The organism is Micromonospora sp. A202 (assembly GCF_006715105.1).
Taxonomy (GTDB): Bacteria; Actinomycetota; Actinomycetes; order Mycobacteriales; family Micromonosporaceae; genus Micromonospora; species Micromonospora zamorensis.
This window is the reverse complement of the sequence record NZ_VFMP01000001.1, coordinates 5,671,722-5,689,162: the sequence shown is the minus strand read 5'-3', so window position 1 is coordinate 5,689,162 and position 17,441 is coordinate 5,671,722. Positions and strand designations below refer to the sequence as shown.

18 protein-coding genes are annotated in these 17,441 nt (G+C 72.0%); 10 read left to right on the top strand and 8 right to left on the bottom strand.

Going from position 1 to position 17,441, the window contains the following annotated elements:
- The first annotated feature begins 118 nt into the window (after positions 1 to 118).
- Positions 119 to 1,234 carry an LLM class flavin-dependent oxidoreductase gene (locus FBZ33_RS26255; RefSeq protein ID WP_141911039.1) on the top strand — a complete coding sequence of 372 codons (1,116 nt, stop codon included), beginning with the start codon at positions 119 to 121 and terminating at the stop codon, positions 1,232 to 1,234.
- A gap of 31 nt (positions 1,235 to 1,265) precedes the next feature.
- Here FBZ33_RS26255 and FBZ33_RS26250 read toward each other — a convergent pair whose 3' ends face one another.
- Positions 1,266 to 1,565, bottom strand: coding sequence for a hypothetical protein (locus FBZ33_RS26250; RefSeq protein ID WP_185755418.1), 300 nt, complete (start codon positions 1,563 to 1,565; stop codon positions 1,266 to 1,268).
- 152 nt (positions 1,566 to 1,717) lie between these two features.
- Between FBZ33_RS26250 and FBZ33_RS26245 the strand changes: the two genes are divergently transcribed.
- The 3 genes from FBZ33_RS26245 to nudC all read left to right on the top strand — a co-directional run bounded on the left by FBZ33_RS26245 (position 1,718) and on the right by nudC (position 5,463).
- Entirely contained in the window at positions 1,718 to 3,028 is a 1,311-nt protein-coding gene (locus tag FBZ33_RS26245) for a pitrilysin family protein (RefSeq protein WP_141911038.1), read from the top strand.
- Between the two features lie 55 nt (positions 3,029 to 3,083).
- Positions 3,084 to 4,427, top strand: a complete 1,344-nt coding sequence (locus FBZ33_RS26240; protein WP_141911037.1) for a pitrilysin family protein — start codon at positions 3,084 to 3,086, stop codon at positions 4,425 to 4,427.
- A gap of 76 nt (positions 4,428 to 4,503) precedes the next feature.
- A complete protein-coding gene (nudC, locus tag FBZ33_RS26235) occupies positions 4,504 to 5,463 on the top strand; it encodes an NAD(+) diphosphatase (protein WP_141911036.1) in 960 nt (319 codons plus the stop codon).
- 128 nt (positions 5,464 to 5,591) lie between these two features.
- On the opposite strand, the gene FBZ33_RS26230 is transcribed toward nudC, so the two are convergent.
- The 3 genes from FBZ33_RS26230 to FBZ33_RS26220 all read right to left on the bottom strand — a co-directional run bounded on the left by FBZ33_RS26230 (position 5,592) and on the right by FBZ33_RS26220 (position 7,379).
- Positions 5,592 to 5,867, bottom strand: coding sequence for a hypothetical protein (locus tag FBZ33_RS26230; protein WP_141911035.1), 276 nt, complete (start codon positions 5,865 to 5,867; stop codon positions 5,592 to 5,594).
- 213 nt (positions 5,868 to 6,080) lie between these two features.
- Positions 6,081 to 6,320 (bottom strand): DUF397 domain-containing protein, encoded by a 240-nt coding sequence (locus FBZ33_RS26225; protein WP_088950053.1) that lies wholly within the window; start codon positions 6,318 to 6,320, stop codon positions 6,081 to 6,083.
- 78 nt (positions 6,321 to 6,398) lie between these two features.
- Complete coding sequence (locus FBZ33_RS26220; RefSeq protein WP_141911034.1) at positions 6,399 to 7,379, bottom strand: helix-turn-helix transcriptional regulator; 981 nt, start codon at positions 7,377 to 7,379, stop codon at positions 6,399 to 6,401.
- 216 nt (positions 7,380 to 7,595) lie between these two features.
- Between FBZ33_RS26220 and FBZ33_RS26215 the strand changes: the two genes are divergently transcribed.
- On the top strand, positions 7,596 to 8,888 hold the full coding sequence (locus tag FBZ33_RS26215) for an MFS transporter (protein WP_141911033.1): 1,293 nt from the start codon (positions 7,596 to 7,598) through the stop codon (positions 8,886 to 8,888).
- A gap of 68 nt (positions 8,889 to 8,956) precedes the next feature.
- On the opposite strand, the gene FBZ33_RS26210 is transcribed toward FBZ33_RS26215, so the two are convergent.
- Positions 8,957 to 9,199 (bottom strand): mycoredoxin, encoded by a 243-nt coding sequence (locus FBZ33_RS26210; protein ID WP_141911032.1) that lies wholly within the window; start codon positions 9,197 to 9,199, stop codon positions 8,957 to 8,959.
- 92 nt (positions 9,200 to 9,291) lie between these two features.
- Between FBZ33_RS26210 and FBZ33_RS26205 the strand changes: the two genes are divergently transcribed.
- The 3 genes from FBZ33_RS26205 to FBZ33_RS26195 all read left to right on the top strand — a co-directional run bounded on the left by FBZ33_RS26205 (position 9,292) and on the right by FBZ33_RS26195 (position 12,331).
- Positions 9,292 to 11,463 carry an ATP-dependent DNA helicase UvrD2 gene (locus FBZ33_RS26205; protein WP_141911031.1) on the top strand — a complete coding sequence of 724 codons (2,172 nt, stop codon included), beginning with the start codon at positions 9,292 to 9,294 and terminating at the stop codon, positions 11,461 to 11,463.
- Positions 11,464 to 11,618: 155 nt separating this feature from the next.
- Positions 11,619 to 11,834, top strand: a complete 216-nt coding sequence (locus FBZ33_RS26200; RefSeq protein ID WP_185755526.1) for a hypothetical protein — start codon at positions 11,619 to 11,621, stop codon at positions 11,832 to 11,834.
- A 131-nt stretch (positions 11,835 to 11,965) separates the two neighbouring features.
- A complete protein-coding gene (locus tag FBZ33_RS26195; protein ID WP_088950048.1) occupies positions 11,966 to 12,331 on the top strand; it encodes a WhiB family transcriptional regulator in 366 nt (121 codons plus the stop codon).
- Positions 12,332 to 12,624: 293 nt separating this feature from the next.
- Here the strand turns inward: FBZ33_RS26195 and FBZ33_RS26185 are convergent, their stop codons facing one another.
- The 3 genes from FBZ33_RS26185 to FBZ33_RS32965 all read right to left on the bottom strand — a co-directional run bounded on the left by FBZ33_RS26185 (position 12,625) and on the right by FBZ33_RS32965 (position 15,466).
- Positions 12,625 to 13,971: an AarF/ABC1/UbiB kinase family protein gene (locus tag FBZ33_RS26185; protein ID WP_099848412.1), complete on the bottom strand. Its 1,347-nt coding sequence runs from the start codon at positions 13,969 to 13,971 to the stop codon at positions 12,625 to 12,627.
- Positions 13,968 to 15,080: a TOMM precursor leader peptide-binding protein gene (locus tag FBZ33_RS26180; protein ID WP_141911029.1), complete on the bottom strand. Its 1,113-nt coding sequence runs from the start codon at positions 15,078 to 15,080 to the stop codon at positions 13,968 to 13,970. The genes FBZ33_RS26185 and FBZ33_RS26180 overlap by 4 nt, the downstream gene beginning before the upstream one ends.
- A gap of 215 nt (positions 15,081 to 15,295) precedes the next feature.
- A complete protein-coding gene (locus FBZ33_RS32965; protein ID WP_167457767.1) occupies positions 15,296 to 15,466 on the bottom strand; it encodes a DUF5679 domain-containing protein in 171 nt (56 codons plus the stop codon).
- A gap of 512 nt (positions 15,467 to 15,978) precedes the next feature.
- Between FBZ33_RS32965 and FBZ33_RS26175 the strand changes: the two genes are divergently transcribed.
- Entirely contained in the window at positions 15,979 to 16,509 is a 531-nt protein-coding gene (locus FBZ33_RS26175) for a M48 family metallopeptidase (protein ID WP_099848410.1), read from the top strand.
- Between the two features lie 303 nt (positions 16,510 to 16,812).
- The gene (locus FBZ33_RS26170) at positions 16,813 to 17,421 is read left to right on the top strand and encodes a hypothetical protein (protein ID WP_141911028.1); all 609 of its coding nucleotides are present in this window, start codon (positions 16,813 to 16,815) and stop codon (positions 17,419 to 17,421) included.
- The last annotated feature ends 20 nt before the right edge of the window (positions 17,422 to 17,441 follow it).

The window sequence follows — 17,441 nt, the reverse complement described above, 5'->3', positions numbered from 1 at the left end:
GCGGTCAGCGTCAAGACCCATCCACATGGCGGGATGACGCGTCTCAGTTATGTCGGCATTTCCTACCAGCTTGCTAGGTTAAACCGGACACGGTGATCGGCAGAGAGGCGAATTCGCGATGAGCTTCCACTGGTTCCTGCCCACCTCCGGCGACGGCGACCAGGTCGGTGCCGCCACCGTCACCGCGGGCGCCGCCCGGCACGACCGGGCCGCCACCGTGGCCTACCTGGCCGAGGTCGGCCGGGCCGCCGAGACGCACGGCTTCACCGCCGTGCTCACGCCCGTGGGCGCCGGCTGCCCCGACCCGTGGATCGTCTGCGCGGCGGTCGCCCAGCACACCGAGCGGCTCGGCATGCTGGTCGCCGTTCGGGCCGGCTTCGCGCTGCCCACCCTCATCGCCCAACAGGCCGAGGCGTTCCAGGCCGTCTCCGGTGGCCGGCTGTCGCTCAACATCGTCACCGCCGGCGACCCGGCCGAGCAGCGGGCGTACGGCGACTTCCTCGGGCACGACGACCGCTACGCGCGCACCGGCGAGTTCATCGAGGTGCTCCGCCGCGCCTGGGCCGGCCGGCCCTTCGACTACGCCGGGAGGCACTACCGGGTCGACCAGGGCGGCCTGGCCACCCCGCTCGCCGAGCCACCGCCGGTCTACTTCGGCGGCGCGTCCCCGGCCGCCGAGACGGTGGCCGCCCGACAGGCCGACGTGTACCTGATGTGGGGCGAACCGCCGACGTCGATCGCCGCCCGGGTCGCCCAGGTCCGGGCGCTCGCCGCCGAGCAGGGCCGCACCCTGCGCACCGGTCTGCGGCTGCACGTCATCGCCCGACCCACCGGCGCCGAGGCGTGGGCGGAGGCCGACCGGCTGCTGGCCGGGATGAGTCCCGAGCGGATCGCCGCCGCACAGGCCAGGTTCCGCCGGATGGACTCGGTGGGTCAGGCCCGGATGGCCGCGCTCAACGCCGGTCGCACCGACGGGCTCACCGTCGCGCCGAACCTCTGGGCCGGCGTCGGCCTGGTCCGCGAGGGCGCAGGCACCGCGCTGGTCGGCAGCTACGCCGAGGTGGCGGCCCGCATCGACGAGTACGCGGCACTCGGCGTCGACGAGTTCGTCCTCTCCGGCTGGCCGCACCGGGAGGAGGCCGAGCGGGTCGGCGCCGAGGTGCTGCCCCGTGTCCGCCCGACACCCGAGCGGCATCACGCGGCGGGCGATGAACGGCGCGTGGGGGCGCGGTAAGCCTCGCTCGACGTGGTCGCGCCGGCGCGGGTTATCCCTCGGCGGTGGGTCGGCTGTGCACCACCAGCTCGTCGATCTCCAACCGGCCGACGCGCAGCTCCCGCACGACCGCCCGGCGGATCGCCAGCCGCCCGATGACCAGCGCCCCGACGGCCACGGCCCCGACGGCCACCGCCCCCACGGCGAGGGCGCCGAACGACGCCGCTCCCACAGCCCGCGCGCCGGTCGCCGCCGCGCCGGTAGCCCGCGCGCCGGTCGCCGCCGCGCCCGTCGCCGCCGCGCCGCTCGCGCGCGCCCCGGTCAACCGCATCAGGCGTGTCTCTCGTTTCATCTCCCCATTGTCCCCGCACGGCCGGTCGCCCGCTTCCCACCGGTCCCGGATGTCACCCCAGCGCCCGACACACCCGCCGTCTCACCCTCGCGGTGGCGGCGGCTCCGGGAGGTCGCGGGTGGCGGGGGTGTCGACGCGCTAGGGTCGATCCCGTGGCGGCGCGGAGATCCAGAATTCCAGCGACGAAGTATCCGGTCGAGCGGTTCACCCTCGACAACGGCCTGCGGGTGGTGCTCACCCCTGATCGCAGTGCCCCGGTGATCGGGGTGGCGGTGGTCTACGACGTCGGCATCCGCTCGGAGCCGGAGGGGCGCACGGGCTTCGCCCATCTCTTCGAGCACCTCATGTTCCAGGGTTCGGAAAACCTGGAGAAGCTGGCCCACTTCCGGCACGTGCAGGGCGCTGGTGGCACCTTCAACGGCTCCACCCACCTGGACTACACCGACTACTTCGAGACGCTGCCGAGCAACGCGCTGGAACGCGCGCTGTTCCTGGAGGCGGACCGGATGCGTGGCCCCCGACTGACCGAGGAGAACCTGCGCAACCAGGTCGACGTGGTCAAGGAGGAGATCCGGGTCAACGTCCTCAACCGGCCGTACGGCGGCTTCCCCTGGCTGACCCTGCCGCCGGTCATGTTCGACACCTTCCCGAACGCGCACGACGGCTACGGCTCCTTCGACGACCTGGAGTCGGCGACCGTCGCCGACGCGGCGGACTTCTTCCGCCGCTACTACGCCAGCGGCAACGCGGTCCTCGCCGTCAGCGGCGACATCGACGTGGCCGAGGCGACCGAGCTGGTCACCCGGCACTTCGGTGACGTGCCAGCCCGACCGGCGCCGAAACGGCCCGACTTCACCGAGCCCGAGCTGACCGCCGAGCGGCGCACCTCGTACACCGATGCCCTGGCGCCGCTGCCGGCGGTGGCCAGCGCCTGGCGCGTGCCCGACCCGGTCACCGACTTCGCCGGCTACCTGCCGTACGTGGTGCTGGCCGAGGTGCTCACCGACGGCGACGCGTCGCGGCTGGTCGAGCGGCTGGTGCAGCGCGACCGCACGGTGACCAGCCTCGGCGGATACCTCGGTTTCATGGGTGACCCGTTCGACGTCCGCGACCCCACAGCGCTGCTGTTGCAGGCGCATCTCCCACCCGGGGGCGACGTGGACAAGGTGCTGCGCACCATGGACGAGGAGTTGGACCGGCTGGCCACCGACGGGCTGACCGACGGTGAGCTGGCCCGCACCCAGGCCCGGATGGCGACCCATCTGCTGCGGGACACCGACGCGGTTCTCGGCCGGGCGCTGCGGATGGCCGTGCTGGAGCAGCAACGCGGCGAACCGGGCCTGCTCAACGAGTTGCCCCGGCTGGTCGGCGACGTCACCGAGGACCAGGTCCGGGCCGCCGCGGCCACTCTGCGGCCGGAGCGCCGGGCCGCCATCGAGGTCATTGCCGGAGGCGCCCGGTGAGCGCGAGGAGTGAGCCGGTTTTGCGAGCCCCGCAGTCGCGAACGAAGGTGGCACAGTGACTACGACCACCGCTCCCGTCGGGCCGCGTACGCTGCCGCCGCTGGGGCCGACCCGCAAGCTCAAGGTGCCCAAGCAGGCCGAACGTACGCTGCGCAACGGTCTCACCGTGATCGCCGTACGCCGGCCCGCCGTGCCGCTGGTCGAGTTGCGGCTCTGGGTTCCGTTCGGTCGGGTGCACCTGGCTCGCGGCGCGATGCTCTCGCAGACGATGCTCTCCGGCACCGAGTCGATGACGAGCGTGCAGCTCGCCGCCGAGTTGCAGAAGGTGGGTGGCGGGCTCTCCGCAGGCGTCGACCCGGACCGGCTGATGCTCTCGGGCGCCGGGCTGGTCACCGGCCTGGACCGGATGCTGGAGCTGCTGGCCGAGGTACTGACCAGCGCCAGCTACCCGAGTGACGAGGTGGCCACCGAACGGGACCGACTGGTCGACCGGATCCAGGTGGCGCAGAGTCAGCCGGCGCACCTGGCCCGGGAGGCGCTGCTGAAGCGGATCTACGGCCGGCACCCGTACGCGACGCAGACCCCGGAGCCGGGCCAGATCCGCGCCGTCCGACCGGCGGCGTTGCGCACCCTGCACGCGGAGCGGGTCCACCCGGCCGGCGCGCAGTTGGTGCTGGTCGGTGACGTGCAGCCGGAGAAGGCACTGGACGCCGCCGAGCGGGCGCTCGGCGGTTGGGCCGGCGCCGGGCGTGTGGCCGAGCTGCCGGCGACGCCGCCGCTGGAGCCGGGCCCACTGCTGCTGGTCGACCGGCCGGGCTCGGTGCAGTCCTCGCTGCGGATCGCGCTTCCGGCCGTGTCCCGCACCGACCCCGACCACGCCCCGCTGCAACTGGCCAACCTGATCTTCGGCGGTTACTTCTCCTCCCGTTGGGTGGAGAACATCCGGGAGGACAAGGGCTACACGTACGGCCCGCACTCGGGGATCGAGCACTCGGTGGCCGGGTCGGTCCTGGTGGCCTCCGCCGAGGTGGCCACCGAGGTCACCGGGCCGGCGCTGCTGGAGACGACGTACGAGTTGGGCCGGTTGGCGTCGCTGCCACCGAAGCCCGAGGAGTTGGAGCAGGCCCGTCAGTACGCCCTGGGCACTCTCCAGCTCGGCATGTCCACCCAGGCCGGGTTGGCGGCGTTGACCAGCGCGTACGCGGGCAACGGGCTGCGTCTCGACTTCCTCGCCGAGTATGCGGCGAGGTTGGCGAAGGCGAGCATCGACGATGTCGCGCGTGCCGGCGCCCGGTACCTGGCACCGGCACGGGCGGCCATCGTGGTGCTCGGTGACGCCGAGCGGGTCACCCCGGGCCTCGCCGCGCTGACTCCGGTCCAGACCGAGTCCAAGCTGTGAGCGAGCGCAGCGAGCGAGCCATGGGGCTCAGCAGTGGGCCGTCTCACGGCGGCGTGGAGCGAAGCGGAGCGCTGGCGTGAGTGGGGAGGCGGCGCCGCCGTTGGCGCGGTCCACGCTGGATCGGGCTGCCCACCGGCGGGGCGACTCGCAGTGGCTGACCGAGGCGTGGCTGCGTGGCCGGGTGCTACTGCTCGACTCGACCGACGAGGGTCGCACGTTGGCCCGCACCGACACGTCGCCACCGGTGTTGGTGCTGTTCGGTGCGGCCGACGTGCCGGCCGGGTCCGAGTCGACGGCGATGTTCCTCGGTGTCGAACCGGACGGGGTGCCGGTCTTCGCGGTCGACGCGCCGCTGCCGGCGTTGCCGGGGACCCGCGCGGTCAACCTGCGCGAGGTGGGCCACCTGCTGGCCGACCGGGAGGCCGGCATCTTCACCACGGCGTTGGCGCTGCTCAACTGGCACACCCGGCACGGTTACTCGACGAGCACCGGGGCGCCGACCGCGATGGACGAGGCGGGCTGGTCCCGGGTGGACCGCAACGGTGGGCGGATCTGGCCGCGTACCGACCCGGCAATGATCGTGCTGGTGCACGACGGTGTGGACGGCCCGGACGGTCGCTGCCTGCTCGGCAACAACGCCGGTTGGCCGGGCACCCCGGGCGGCCGGCGCTATTCCTGCCTGGCCGGCTACGTCGAGCCCGGCGAGTCGGCGGAGGCCGCCGTGCTGCGCGAGGTCCGCGAGGAGGTGGGCATCGGGGTCGAGCGCATCGGGTACGTGGGCAGCCAGGCGTGGCCGTTCCCCGGCTCGCTGATGCTGGGTTTCCTGGCCACCGCGAACCCGGACGATCCGGTGCGGGTCGATCCCTCCGAGATCGCGTACGCCCGGTGGTTCTCGCGCTTGGAGATCGGGGCGGCGCTGGCCGGGCGGACGGTGGACGTGGGTGACGGTGCCCAGCTGATCCTGCCGCCGCCGTCGTCGATCGCGCTGTTCCTCATCCACCGGTGGCTGGACGGCTGGGTGGACGCCGACAGGTGAAGCACGGTCCCGACCCGTGGCCGCCGTTGCCGCGGCGGTCACGGGCCGGGAACACGGGCCGTCGTGGTCGGTGGGTGCGATAAACGCGGCGGGGGAGCCGATCCGACCACGACGGACGTCTTGTCGAGTCAGGTGCCGTTGCGGCCCGGTCTGTGTCGGAAGGCCGCGCGGGGCTCGATCAGCGGTACGACCTTGACCCGTTGCTTGCCGGCGCGGACCGCGCCGACAGTGGCCAGAGCGCGGGCCAGCAGCAGTGCGGCGTCCCGGTCCTCGGCGTGCACGGTCTGCCGTCGTGGCTCGGGGGTGGTCGTCTCGTCGCGGAGTCGGTGGCCGTCTGCCCAGGCAGCGGCGATGTCCCCGTCGGCGACGGCGCGGATTTCGGTGCGAACGATCAGGAACCGCATGAGGGTCTCCGGATGAGCCGCGGTGGATAAGCCAGTGTGGAAGTTCCACGTATCCGAGGGCCATGTTACGCCCCGTGTTCGTCCCAGCAACTGAAACGCGCCTATCAGTTCGGAGCGTCGTCCGATCGGCCGATGCAGCTCAGTGGGGTGGAGGGGCGCGTACAGCGACGGGGCCGCCGGCAGTGCGCCGACGGCCCCGTACCTGTCACCGGATCAGTTCAGATCGAACTGGCCCTTCTTGGCTCCGGTGATGAAACCGAGCCACCCAGCGCGGTTGAACAGCAGCACCGGGCCGCCTCGGTCCTTGCTGTCGCGCAGGGCGACCGCCGACGGGCCGGCGTTGAGTGGGGCGACCTCCACGCAGTTGGAGGTCTGGCTGCGTGTGCTGGTACGCCACGGGGCATCCGCCAGCGAGTGAGCGGAGACGGACGGCGTGTTACGGATGTCGTTCATGGTTCTGCTCCTGATGTGAAGCGATCCGATGGGACGAGTGGTGCCGCACGCCCCGACGGAGGGTCGGTCCCCCGTGGATCACCGATCGGTCAGCCGCCCCGAGGCCCGGCGGCGCTGGGTCGGCGCCGTTGCCGGCCCGAACGCCACTGTGGATGGGGGCGCCGCCTCGGTCAGCCGTCCCGTTGACTCGATCAGCCAGGAGAGGGTGTCCTCGGCGTTTAGTGCCGACGTGCATAGCCACTCGAACACCACTTTATAGCGATTTAGCGTGATTGCCTCGGTCGACATGACGTCGGTGAAGCCACCTTCGATGGCCAATGTCTCCGGATCGAGGGGATCGGCGAACCGGTAGACCGAGAACGCGGTCGGCGGGAGGTACCAATTGCCGATCTGGGTGTCGCGAGGCAGCACGTGCAGCGTCACGTTCGGCAGCAGGGCCAGCTCACAGAGCTGGAGCAGTTGTTCGTGCAGCACCTCGGGCGGCCCGGCGCGGCGGCCGAGAGCGGCCTCCTCCAGCACGGCGGTGTAGCGGGGCGCGTGCGGCTCACGGGTCAGCAACGACTGACGGGCCATCCGCGCCTGCACCTCGGTCTCCGGCTCGTCGTCGGGCTCGGGCTCGCCAGCGCCCGCGCCCACCTGCCGGGCGGAGACGATCCGGACCTGGGCGTAGCCCGGGGTCTGCAACAGGCCGGGCACCAGCACCGGGTTGTACTCGGAGATCTCGGCGCAGCCCGCCTCCAGCTCGGCCCAACTGCGCTGCTGCTGCGTCATCACCGGGAAGTTCTTCAGCCAGCCGCGCATGTCGCCGGCCTCGCCGGTGATGCCGAGCAACTCGTCGTGCACCGCCTGGTCGACGCCGTAGAGATCCAACAGGTCGCCGACGTCCTGCGGGTCCGGTCGGCTGCGGCCGTTCTCCAGGCGGGACAGTTTGGACGCGGAGGCCCAACCGATACGCTCGATCACCTGGTCGCCGGTGAGGCCCGCGGCCTCACGCAGGCGGCGCAGCTCGACGCCCAATCGGCGACGACGCAGGATCGGGCTGGGTGCGGCAGGAGGCACAGTGTCCTCTTTCCCGTCGACCGCCGCTGGCGCGACGGTAACTGTATGAAATTCGCCCCCCACGGTCAGTATGGACGGCGCGACCGGTGTCGGAGGTTCCGGCGGGGGCGTGTCCTGCAAAAATCGGACCACGGGAATGCCGGGCGATGACGGACCCGCGGTCGCGGCCCACGTCGACCTCGCCCAGCCGGGCAGGCCATCCCGCCGGAGGGACCCATGCGCACGATCCTGCGCCGACCCGACTTCCGCCTGCTCTTCGGCGGTCTGCTGGCCAGCATGACCGCCGAGTCGATCCTGCTGCTCGCGCTCGCCATCTGGGTCAAGGATCTGACCGGCTCGAACGGGCTGGCCGGTGCCACGATCTTCGCCGTCATCGCGCCGATGATGCTGGCACCGCTGGTCGGCTGGTTCGTCGACCGGTACCCGCGACGGCCGTTCTTCCTGGCCGCGAACGTGCTCACCGCCGCCCTGCTCACCCCGTTGTTCGCCGTCCGGCACGCGGGCGACGTCTGGATCGTCTACCTGGTGGCCGCCCTCTACGGGCTGTCGTCCATCACGCTCGGCGCGGCGCTCAGCGGGTTGATCCGGGAGATGGTGCCGGTCGAGCTGCTGGCCGAGGCGAACGGCCTGCTCCAGACCGTACGGCAGGGGATGCGGCTGATCGGCCCGCTGGCCGGCGCGGCGCTCTACGCGGCGCTCGGTGGGTGGGCGCTGGCCGGGATCGGGATCGTCGGATTTCTGACCGCCGCAGCGGTGGTCACCGCCCTACCCACTCCGCAACAGGCGCCACCGCCCGTGCGGCTGCGCTGGCCAGCCGAGCTGGGCGCGGGCCTGCGGCACCTGGCCGGCGAGCCGGCCCTGCGCCGGGCACTGCTCGGCTACGGGCTGGGATCACTGGTGATGGGCTTCAGCGAGTCGCTCATCTTCGCGTACGTCGACCAGGGGTTGAACCGGGACGCCGCGTTCGTGGGCGTGCTGGTCACCGTGCAGGGCGTGGGCGGGCTGCTCGGCGGGCTCTGCTCACCGGCGCTGGTCCGCAGGCTCGGTGAGGTCGGCACACTGGCCGCCGGTGTCGCGTTCTTCTCCCCGGCCGCGCTCGCGCTCGCGTACCCCGACATCCGGCTCGGGTTTGCGGCGGTGCTGCTGGCCGGCGTTTCGCTCCCGCTGACGATGGTCGGGCTGCACACGCTGATCCAGCGTCGGACCCCGCCCACGCTGGTCGGCCGGGTCGCCGCGGCCACGCAGGCGGTGGTCAGCGGCCCGCAGGCGTTCTCCATCGGGGCGGGCGCCCTGCTGGTCGGGTTCCTGGACTACCGGCTGCTCTTCGCGCTGGTCGGGGTGGCCACGCTGATCGCCGGTGGCTACCTCTGGCGGGGCCGGCACCTGAGCGCGCCGCCCGGCACCCGCCCGCCCACGCCGGCCCTCCCGGTGCTCCCGGCACCCCGGCGACCGGCAGAGGACGCCGACCGGCCGCTGGCGACCGGCACCCACCTTCCGCCGCCACGATGACCGACCTCGGAACACGACGAGCGGCCGCCCCGAGTGGGGCGGCCGCTCGTCGACGGTCATCTGGCCGGTCAGGCGGTGAGGGTCTCCAGGTGCTGCTTGACCTGGGTGATCGAGGGATTCGTCAGGGCGCTGCCGTCGTCGAAGCGCAGGGTCGGCACCGTCTGGTTGCCGCCGTTGACGCTCATCACGAACTCCGCGGCCTTCGGGTCCTCCTCGATGTCGACCACCTCGTAACCGATGCCCTCCCGGTCGAGCTGCGACTTCAGCCGGTGGCAGTAGCCGCACCAGGGGGTGGAATACATCGTCAACATGGTCGGATCCTCCAACTCCTCCGGCCGCGGCTTGCGGATCAAGCCGAGGCTGTTCGCTGCAACGCTGAGGGGAGCTGAGATGATTCCTGGTTGTGGCGGTTCACTCAGCGTCGGAACACGTGCTCGCCGGGCTGGACCCTGAGCAGCGCTCCGCGGTGACCGCGCCCGCCGGCCCGGTCTGCATCCTTGCCGGCGCCGGCACCGGCAAGACCAGGGCGATCACCTCCCGGATCGCCCACCGGGCACTCTCCGGTGAGATATCCCCCCGGCACGTGCTCGCGGTCACCTTCACCGCCCGTGCCGCCGCCGAGATGCGACACCGTCTCACTCTGCTCGGGGCGCACGGTGTCCAGGCGCGGACCTTCCACGCCGCTGCGTTGCGGCAGGTGCGGTACTTCGCGCCCCGCCTGCTGTCCGGCCGGGCCATGCCCGAGCTGCTGGACAGCAAGGTGCGGCTGGTCACCCTCGCCGCGGCCCGGGTCGGCCTGCGCACCGACCGGGCCGCCGCGCGCGACCTGGCCGGCGAGATCGAGTGGGCCAAGTCGTCGCTGGTCGAGCCGACGGACTACGTGGTGGCCGCCGCCCGGGCGCTGCGCGACACACCGCACGAGCCGGCGAAGGTGGCCGAGGTGTTCACCGCGTACGAGCAGCTCAAACGCTCGAACGGCGTGATCGACTTCGAGGACATGCTGCGTGCCGCGGTGTGGGGCATCGAGGAGCACCCGGACGTCGGCGAGCAGATCCGCACCCAGTACCGGCACTTCGTGGTCGACGAGTACCAGGACGTCAACCCACTCCAGCAGCGGTTGCTGGACGCCTGGCTGGCCGGCCGCAACGACCTGACCGTGGTCGGCGACGCCAGCCAGACGATCTACTCGTTCACCGGGGCCACCTCGGCGTACCTGGTCGACTTCCCCCGCCGGCACCGCAACGCCACGGTGGTCCGGCTGGTCCGCGACTACCGCTCCACCCCGCAGGTGGTTGGGCTGGCCAACGCGGTGATCTCCCAGGCCCGGGGCACCGAGGCGCGGTTGCGGCTGGAGCTGAGCGGGCAGCGCCCACCCGGCCCCGAGCCGGATCTGCGGATCTTCACCGACGAGCCGGCCGAGGCGAACGCGGTCGCCGCGCGCTGCCGCGCCCTGATCGACGCGGGCACGCCGGCGAAGGAGATCGCCGTGCTGTTCCGGGTCAACGCGCAGTCCGAGGCGTACGAGAAGGCGCTCACCGAGGCCGCGGTGCCGTACGTCGTGCAGGGCGCCGAGCGCTTCTTCGAGCGGACCGAGGTACGCCAGGCGATGGTCGCGCTTCGCGCCGCCACCCGCTCGATCCCCGGGGAGACGCCGCTGCCGGCCGCCGTCGTCGAGGCGCTCACCGCGGTCGGCTGGGCCCCGGACGCACCCCCGGCCGGTGGCGCCGCCCGCGAGCGGTGGGAGGCGCTGTCCGCGCTGGTCCAGCTCTCCGAGGAGTACGCGGCCAGCCCCGAGGTGGTGCCGATCGGCGAGGCCGCGTCGGTGGAACGTCCCGTCACGCTCACCGACTTCACCGAGGAGCTCGCCCGCCGGGCCGCCCAGCAGCACGTACCGACTGTGGACGGGGTGACCCTCGCCTCGCTGCACTCCGCCAAGGGGCTGGAGTGGGACGCGGTCTTCCTGGTCGGCCTCGCCGAGGGCACCATGCCCACCACGTATGCCAAGACCGTCGAGCAGGTCGAGGAGGAGCGTCGGCTGCTCTACGTCGGGATCACCCGAGCGCGGCAGTGGCTCTGGCTGTCGTACGCCGCAGCACGCTCGCCGGGCGGACGGGCCCGGCGGCCGTCGCGGTTCCTGCCCCAGCTGGACCGCTCCGGCGGCACCGAACGGGCGTCCGGCGGCGGCGCCGGTCCGGCGGCCAAACGCACCGAGCGGCGTCGAACCCAGATCGTCTCCTGCCGGATCTGCGGCGCCACCCTCCTCGCCGGCCCGGACCGCAAGCTGGGTCGGTGCCCCACCTGCCCGTCCGACATCGACGATGAGCTGCACGAACGGCTGCGCGAGTGGCGGCAGCGGGTGGCCGGGGCGCAGAAGGTCCCCGCCTACGTGGTGTTCACCGACGCGACGCTGATCGCGCTGGCCGAGCGGCGGCCCGAGCGGTCGGAGGAACTGATCGCCATCGCCGGTATCGGCCCCCGCAAGCTGGGCCTCTACGGGGAGTCGGTGCTGGCGCTGGTGGGGGGCGCTGGTGTGGACGATGTCTGCCCTGAGAAAACTTTCGAAATCTCGTCGTAAATTCGTTTGCCCTCGCCCCGGCGCGAGGAATAGCCTCAGGACACACCACGCGAGCGGCGCCATTCCGGCTGCTCACGGGGGTTGGTCCAGTCGATCCGAGGAACGTGAGGGAGGTGGGTCCCGTGGAGATCTTCACCTATGAGCGTCTGGCGGCGATGCCGTCTGTCCACGCTCCGCTGTCGGCTGTCCGGGTGGCCCTCACGGCTGCACGACCGTCGGTTCCGCAGGTGCACCAGGTTCAGACCGAGCTGAGCCTGACCCTCGCACCAGTCGGAGTCGAGGGGACCAGTGGCTTCACGGGCAATGGCATCCAGGTCGCCAAGAAGCGCATGGATGTCCGCGGCGTTCCACCTCGAGGTAAACCGGTCTGACCATCAGACACCGGCTCACCTCGAGGCCGCGGAACCCGCTTACCGGGATCCGCGGCCTCAGTTTTTTGCCCGCCGTAAGTACGTCGGAATGCGATCCACGAGATCGAATGTGAGAGAGAGGTGACCGGGAGATGAGTCTGGCGTTGGCCCCACTCGACATGAGCATCGAGATGGAGGCGAACCTGCCCTGCCGGAAGTTCGACCCTGACCTGTGGTTCTCCGACTCGCCCACCGAGCTCGAGCTGGCCAAGTCGCTCTGCGGGGACTGCCCGCTGCGTGTCGAATGCCTGGCCGGAGCCGTTGAGCGAGCGGAGCCGTGGGGCGTCTGGGGCGGCGAGATCTTCGAGCGTGGCGCGGTCGTCCCGCGTAAGCGGCCCCGTGGCCGTCCGCGTAAGGAGGACGTCGCTCGTGACGCCGAGCTTCGGGTCGAGGCCGAGGCGCGCCTGGCGGCCAGTGGGCTGTCCGAGGTGCGTGGCGCGGTCCGGCTGGCAGCCTGACGTGTTCCCGATCCGTACCAACTACGCCGGTGTCACACCGGCAGTGAGTGAGAAGACGATGTTCAACGTCCCGAGTGGAGCCTTCGAGATGCAACTACTCCACGAAGCGTTGTCCCGGGCTCGAATGCGCCGGCCTCAGGCCGGTCGTACCACCACGAGCACTGAGGCAACCCGATCCGCCCGTACCGTCGCCATGAACAGCCGCAACCAGACGGCACGCGACCTGGGCGTTCTCTAGTACCACCGCACACAGAAGGGCGGGTGCCGACCGGCACCCGCCCTTCTGGACGTCCTCAGGCGACCGGGGCGAAGCCGGGCAGCCAACGCTCCAGGATGCTGCGGTACGGAGCCTTCGCCTCCAACTGGCAGAGAATTCCGATCGAGCCGAGCGTCACCCGGTGGATCAGCAGGTACGACGGCGGCAGGTTGAGCTGCCTGCTCAGCTGGTACGTGGGGGAGCGCGGGCTGGCGAGTCGACCCGCCTCGGCCCGCAGCCAGGCCCTGGTGAACCGGAACCCGTCCGCCGCGATGGGCTCCAGCATCGGACGGATGAAGTCGAGCACCCCCTCGGCGTCGATCTGCTCGGTGGCGCCGATGAACCCCTCCGAGCGCAGCCCCGCCACCACCTCGTCGGCGTCGCCGCGCAGCGCCATCGCGGCGATGCGACCGATCGGCTCCGGCGTTCCCTCCGGCATCCGGGCCACCGCGCCGAAATCGATCACCCCGAGTCGGCCGTCGGGCAGCAGCCGGAAGTTTCCCGGGTGCGGGTCGGCGTGCAGCAACCCGGCCCGCTGCGGAGCGGAGAGGTGCAGGGTGGCCATCAGCCGGCCCGCCTCGTCCCGCTCCTCCTCGGTGCCCTCGCGGATGATGTCGGCCAACGGGGTGCCCGTCACCCACTCGGTGACCAGCACCCGGGGTGCCGCGTTGATCACCTGCGGGATGTAGATCTCCGGGTCGTCGGCGTACGCGGCCGCGAAGGCGCGCTGCGACTCGGCCTCCAGCTCGTAGTCCAGTTCCTCGGTGATCCGCTCGCGCAGCTCGACCAGGAGCGGCTTGACGTCCAGACCGGGTTGGATGGCCCGGAACATCCCGCCCAGCCGGGAGAGCTGCTTGAGGTCGGAGAGCAGCGCTTCACCTGCGCCCGGATATTGGATCTTGACCGCCACGTCGCGGCTGTTCGGTGCGCCGGACTCGTCGAACCCCGGCTCCCGCCACCGTGCCCGGTGCACCTGGCCGATGCTGGCGGCGGCGGCCGGGGTGTCGTTGAACTCGACGAACAGGTCCCGCCAGTCGGGGCCGAGCTGCTCGGCCAGCACCTTGTGCACGCTGGCGATCGGTAGCGGCGGCGCCGCCTCCTGGAGCTTCGTGAGCGCCTGGCGGTAGGGCGCGGCGATCTCCTCCGGCAGTGCCGCCTCGAAGACCGACAGCGCCTGGCCGAACTTCATCGCCCCACCCTTGAGCTGGCCCAACACGCTGAACAGCTGCTCGGCGGTGCGCTGCTGGATCTCCGCAGAGATCACGTCGGAGGCGAGCCCGGTGACGCGCTTTCCCATGCCGAGAACGGTCCGGCCGGCGAAGCCGAGCGGCAGGGCGGCGAGCTTGGCGGTGCGGGACACGGCGCGGCGCGGTATGTCGGTCACACGGTCATTGTTACCGACCGGAGGGCTCCGCTGCTGCTCTGCGGCCGGGCTGGTGCGGACACTCGACCTCGCGAGCACCCGCACGCCGGGTGTGGCGGCCAGCCCCGGCGGCGGAAGCGGCCCGCGTCGGTGATCTCCATGGCCCCACCGAGGGTCTCCGGCTGACCGCCGTCGAGCTGCGTCAGCGCCTCGGCCAGCGCGTACCCGATGGCTGCCAGCAGCGTGCTGGTCGCGCCGGCGGCGACCGGGTCGGTGGCGGCGAGCTGGGCGGCGAGCCGCGGCCAGTCCGGGTCGCGGTCGGCCCGGTGCAGCTCGACGCAGTGCAGGCAGGGCCCGGCCGGTGGGCGGACCAGCGGCCCGACGACCGGTACGCCCTCGCGCAGCGTGACCAGCAGGTGTGGCTGCCGGCGTTGGGCCAGACCGGCGGCCACCAGCGCGGGTGGCCGGTCCGTGCCGAGCTGGATCACCAGGTCCACCCGGGTCGACCGGCCCCGCTGGGTGCCGGTGCCCGGTGCGACGCGGTTGACCGCCGCCCGCACAGCCGGTGCCAGCGGGTGACCCAGCTCGGTGGCGGGGATGCCCGTGCCGACCAGGTCGACGGGGCGGACCGGGCCGGTGAGGTGGGGGATCACCTGCCCGACGCCGGCCTGGGCCAACGCCACCGTCAGCGGTCCGCCGAGCGCCCCGGCGCCGGTGAGCACGACCCGGGTGGTCCGCCGCCGGCGCAGGATCTGTGCGGGGGTGCCGGGCAGTCGAGCGGCGGCCAGGGCCAGCGCGCCGGCCTCCGCCGCCAGCCGGGCGCGGACCGGGCCGGCCAGGTCACGGGGGAGCAGGCTGTGCGCGGGCACCAGCAGGCCGGCCGTACGCAGGGCGTCGAGCAGCGCACGTGCCTCGTCGGCGGTGACCCGGACGGTGGCCGCCTGCGTCAGGACAGAGCGTTCGCTGCGGGTGCCGTCGAGCAGGTCGAGCAGATGGGCGGCTCGGGGATTGGCCAGCTCCAGCAGCACGGCGGGCCCCGGGCCGACGCCGAGCTGGAGGGTGTGCCGGTCCCGCCAGAGCCGGTTGAGGCCGGGCAGCAGGGTGGGACGGGGCAGTACGGTGCGACTCATGGTCACCAACCGTGACCGTGACTTCGCGTTCGGTCGATCGTTGTCCACAGGCGCCCAGGCCGCTGTCCAGCGTTGTCCACAGGCTTTGCCGGGTTTTCCACAGGCTGCCGACGAGGCTGTCGGTCACCCGACAGGCCGTCGACGACCTGCCGACCGCCTGAGACGGCAACGGGGCGGGGTGACCACCGGCCACCCCGCCCCCGTCACCCGTACGGTCAGACCTTGGCCTTGCCCAGGATGCGGTTCACTGTTGTCCCGCAAACCGGACACTTGCCCTTGGCCATGTTCATTCCGGTCTTCGAGACCTCGACGTGTCCCTCGAAGTCCCGCTTCTCCTTGCACTTGACGCAGTAACCGTTGTAGGTCGTCTGGGCCTGGTCGGCCACGGTGCCCTCCTCGTCTCGTCCGCCGGTCAATGCCGTCCCGGCGGGGTGCCCGGCGGCGGGCCACACGGGGCGCCGGCGCTGGGTCTCACTCCGCGGCCACCTTCGTGACCGCTGGTTCGCGGACCCTACCCAGGTCTGGGCAGTTCCATGTCAGCTGTGCATCGACACTGTGAGCAAGTCGACGTCGAGAGTGTGCATGGCGAAATAGGTCGGATAAGTCAGTTTGGCGGGGACACGCCGACCAAACCCTCACAGCCACCCGTGCGAGTGCCCCCGGCGCGGCTTCCAGGCGGTGATCACCTACGGTGGAGAGGCGTCGTGTGACACCGCCATCGGCCTTCACGAAGGGTGACGAGATGGCGTGCCGGGGACGTCGTCAAGAAATTTTCCGGACGCCTGGCGACCAATCACCATTTTCTGGGCGCGTGTCGGGTGGTTGACCCTTGCGGACCCCTGGTCAGTACGCATTAGCTTTCCTTCGTGACACGTAGCCGAGGCTGCGCGGGCCAGTGATGGCGGGGACGCGCAAGCCGGTCGTCGAGGTGCGGCGCAGCCAGCGCCGACGACGCACGGTGTCTGCGTACCGTGACGGTGAGCGGGTCGTCGTCCTCATCCCGGACCAGTTCTCCCGAGCCGAGGAGAGCGAGTGGGTCGACCGCATGCTCGCCCGGCTCGCCGCCCGGGAGGGGCGCCTGGCCCGCTCCGACGCCGAGCTGCTGGCCCGGGCGCGCCGGCTCATCGACCTCTACCTGGCCGAGTACCCCACGAAGGCCGTGCCGGCCAGCGTCCGATGGGTCACCAACCAGAACGGCCGGTGGGGCTCCTGCACCCCTGCCGACCGCAGCATCCGGATCTCGCACCGCGTTCAGGAAATGCCCGACTGGGTGATCGACTACGTGCTGCTGCACGAGTTGGCGCACCTCATCGTGCCCAGCCACAACGCCCGGTTCTGGGCGTTGGTCGGCCGCTACCCGAAGGCGGAACGCGCCCGCGGCTACCTCGAAGGCGTGGCCGCAGCCTCCTGCGCACCGCTCCCCACCTGATCCAGAGACCCCGAGTCTCCGGGCTGCCGCGCGCCGAGCCCTTCGGAAAGCCCCGCGCGTCGTTTGAGAGCGCGGTCGGCCTAGATCGACTCGCCTTCCTGGAAACCGCGCTCTCGATGCCCTGCGGACACCGCGACTTCCATGAACCCGAGTCGATCATGCCCGCGCGCGCCATGCGAGACGGCCGTTCGGCGTGCTGGGGCCTGCGGGGTGGTCGGGCGTGCGGGGTCGCTGTTCGGCGCGGCGCGGCCGTGCGGGTGAGCGGGTGGTCGGGGCGGCCGGGGTGGGCGCTAGGGTCGGGGGGTGGCACGACGGGTGGTAGTGGCGTTGCTCGGACCGGTTCCCTGGTCGCCGCCGGGCGTCGACCGGGCCGAATGGCGAGCGGCGCTCGCGGAAGACGTCATCGACCTGCTCGCCACGCTCAACGAGGTGGAGATCGCCGTCGCGGTCACGCCGGCCGACCGAGCCCTCGCGGACGCGCTGGTCTGGCCCGGCACCGCGGTCTACGAGGTCGCCGAGCCGACGCCGAACGCCGTGTTCGCCGCGCTGGAGGGCTACGACCAGGCGGCGGTGCTGGTCGGGGACGTGCCTGACCTGCCCGCGCTGACTGTCGGCAAGCTGCTGCGCCCGCTCACCACCCGACCCGTCGCGGTGGCTCCGGTCGACGGCGGCGGTCCGGGCCTGCTCGGGGTGGCTGTGCGGCTGCCCGTGCCGGGTTGGCTACCCCCGCTGAACCTGGACACGGCAACGCCGACGGACGTTCGTTCCGGTGCCCCTCGACCGGGGGACGTGGCGGTCACCGCCGGCTGGCGGCGACTGCGCGGCCCGGCCGACCTGGCCACGCTGGATCCGGCCTTCGAGGGTTGGGAGGCGACCCGCGCCCTGCTCTCCGGCTCGGGCCGCCCCGCCTGACCGGCGCACTTCCCGCCCGA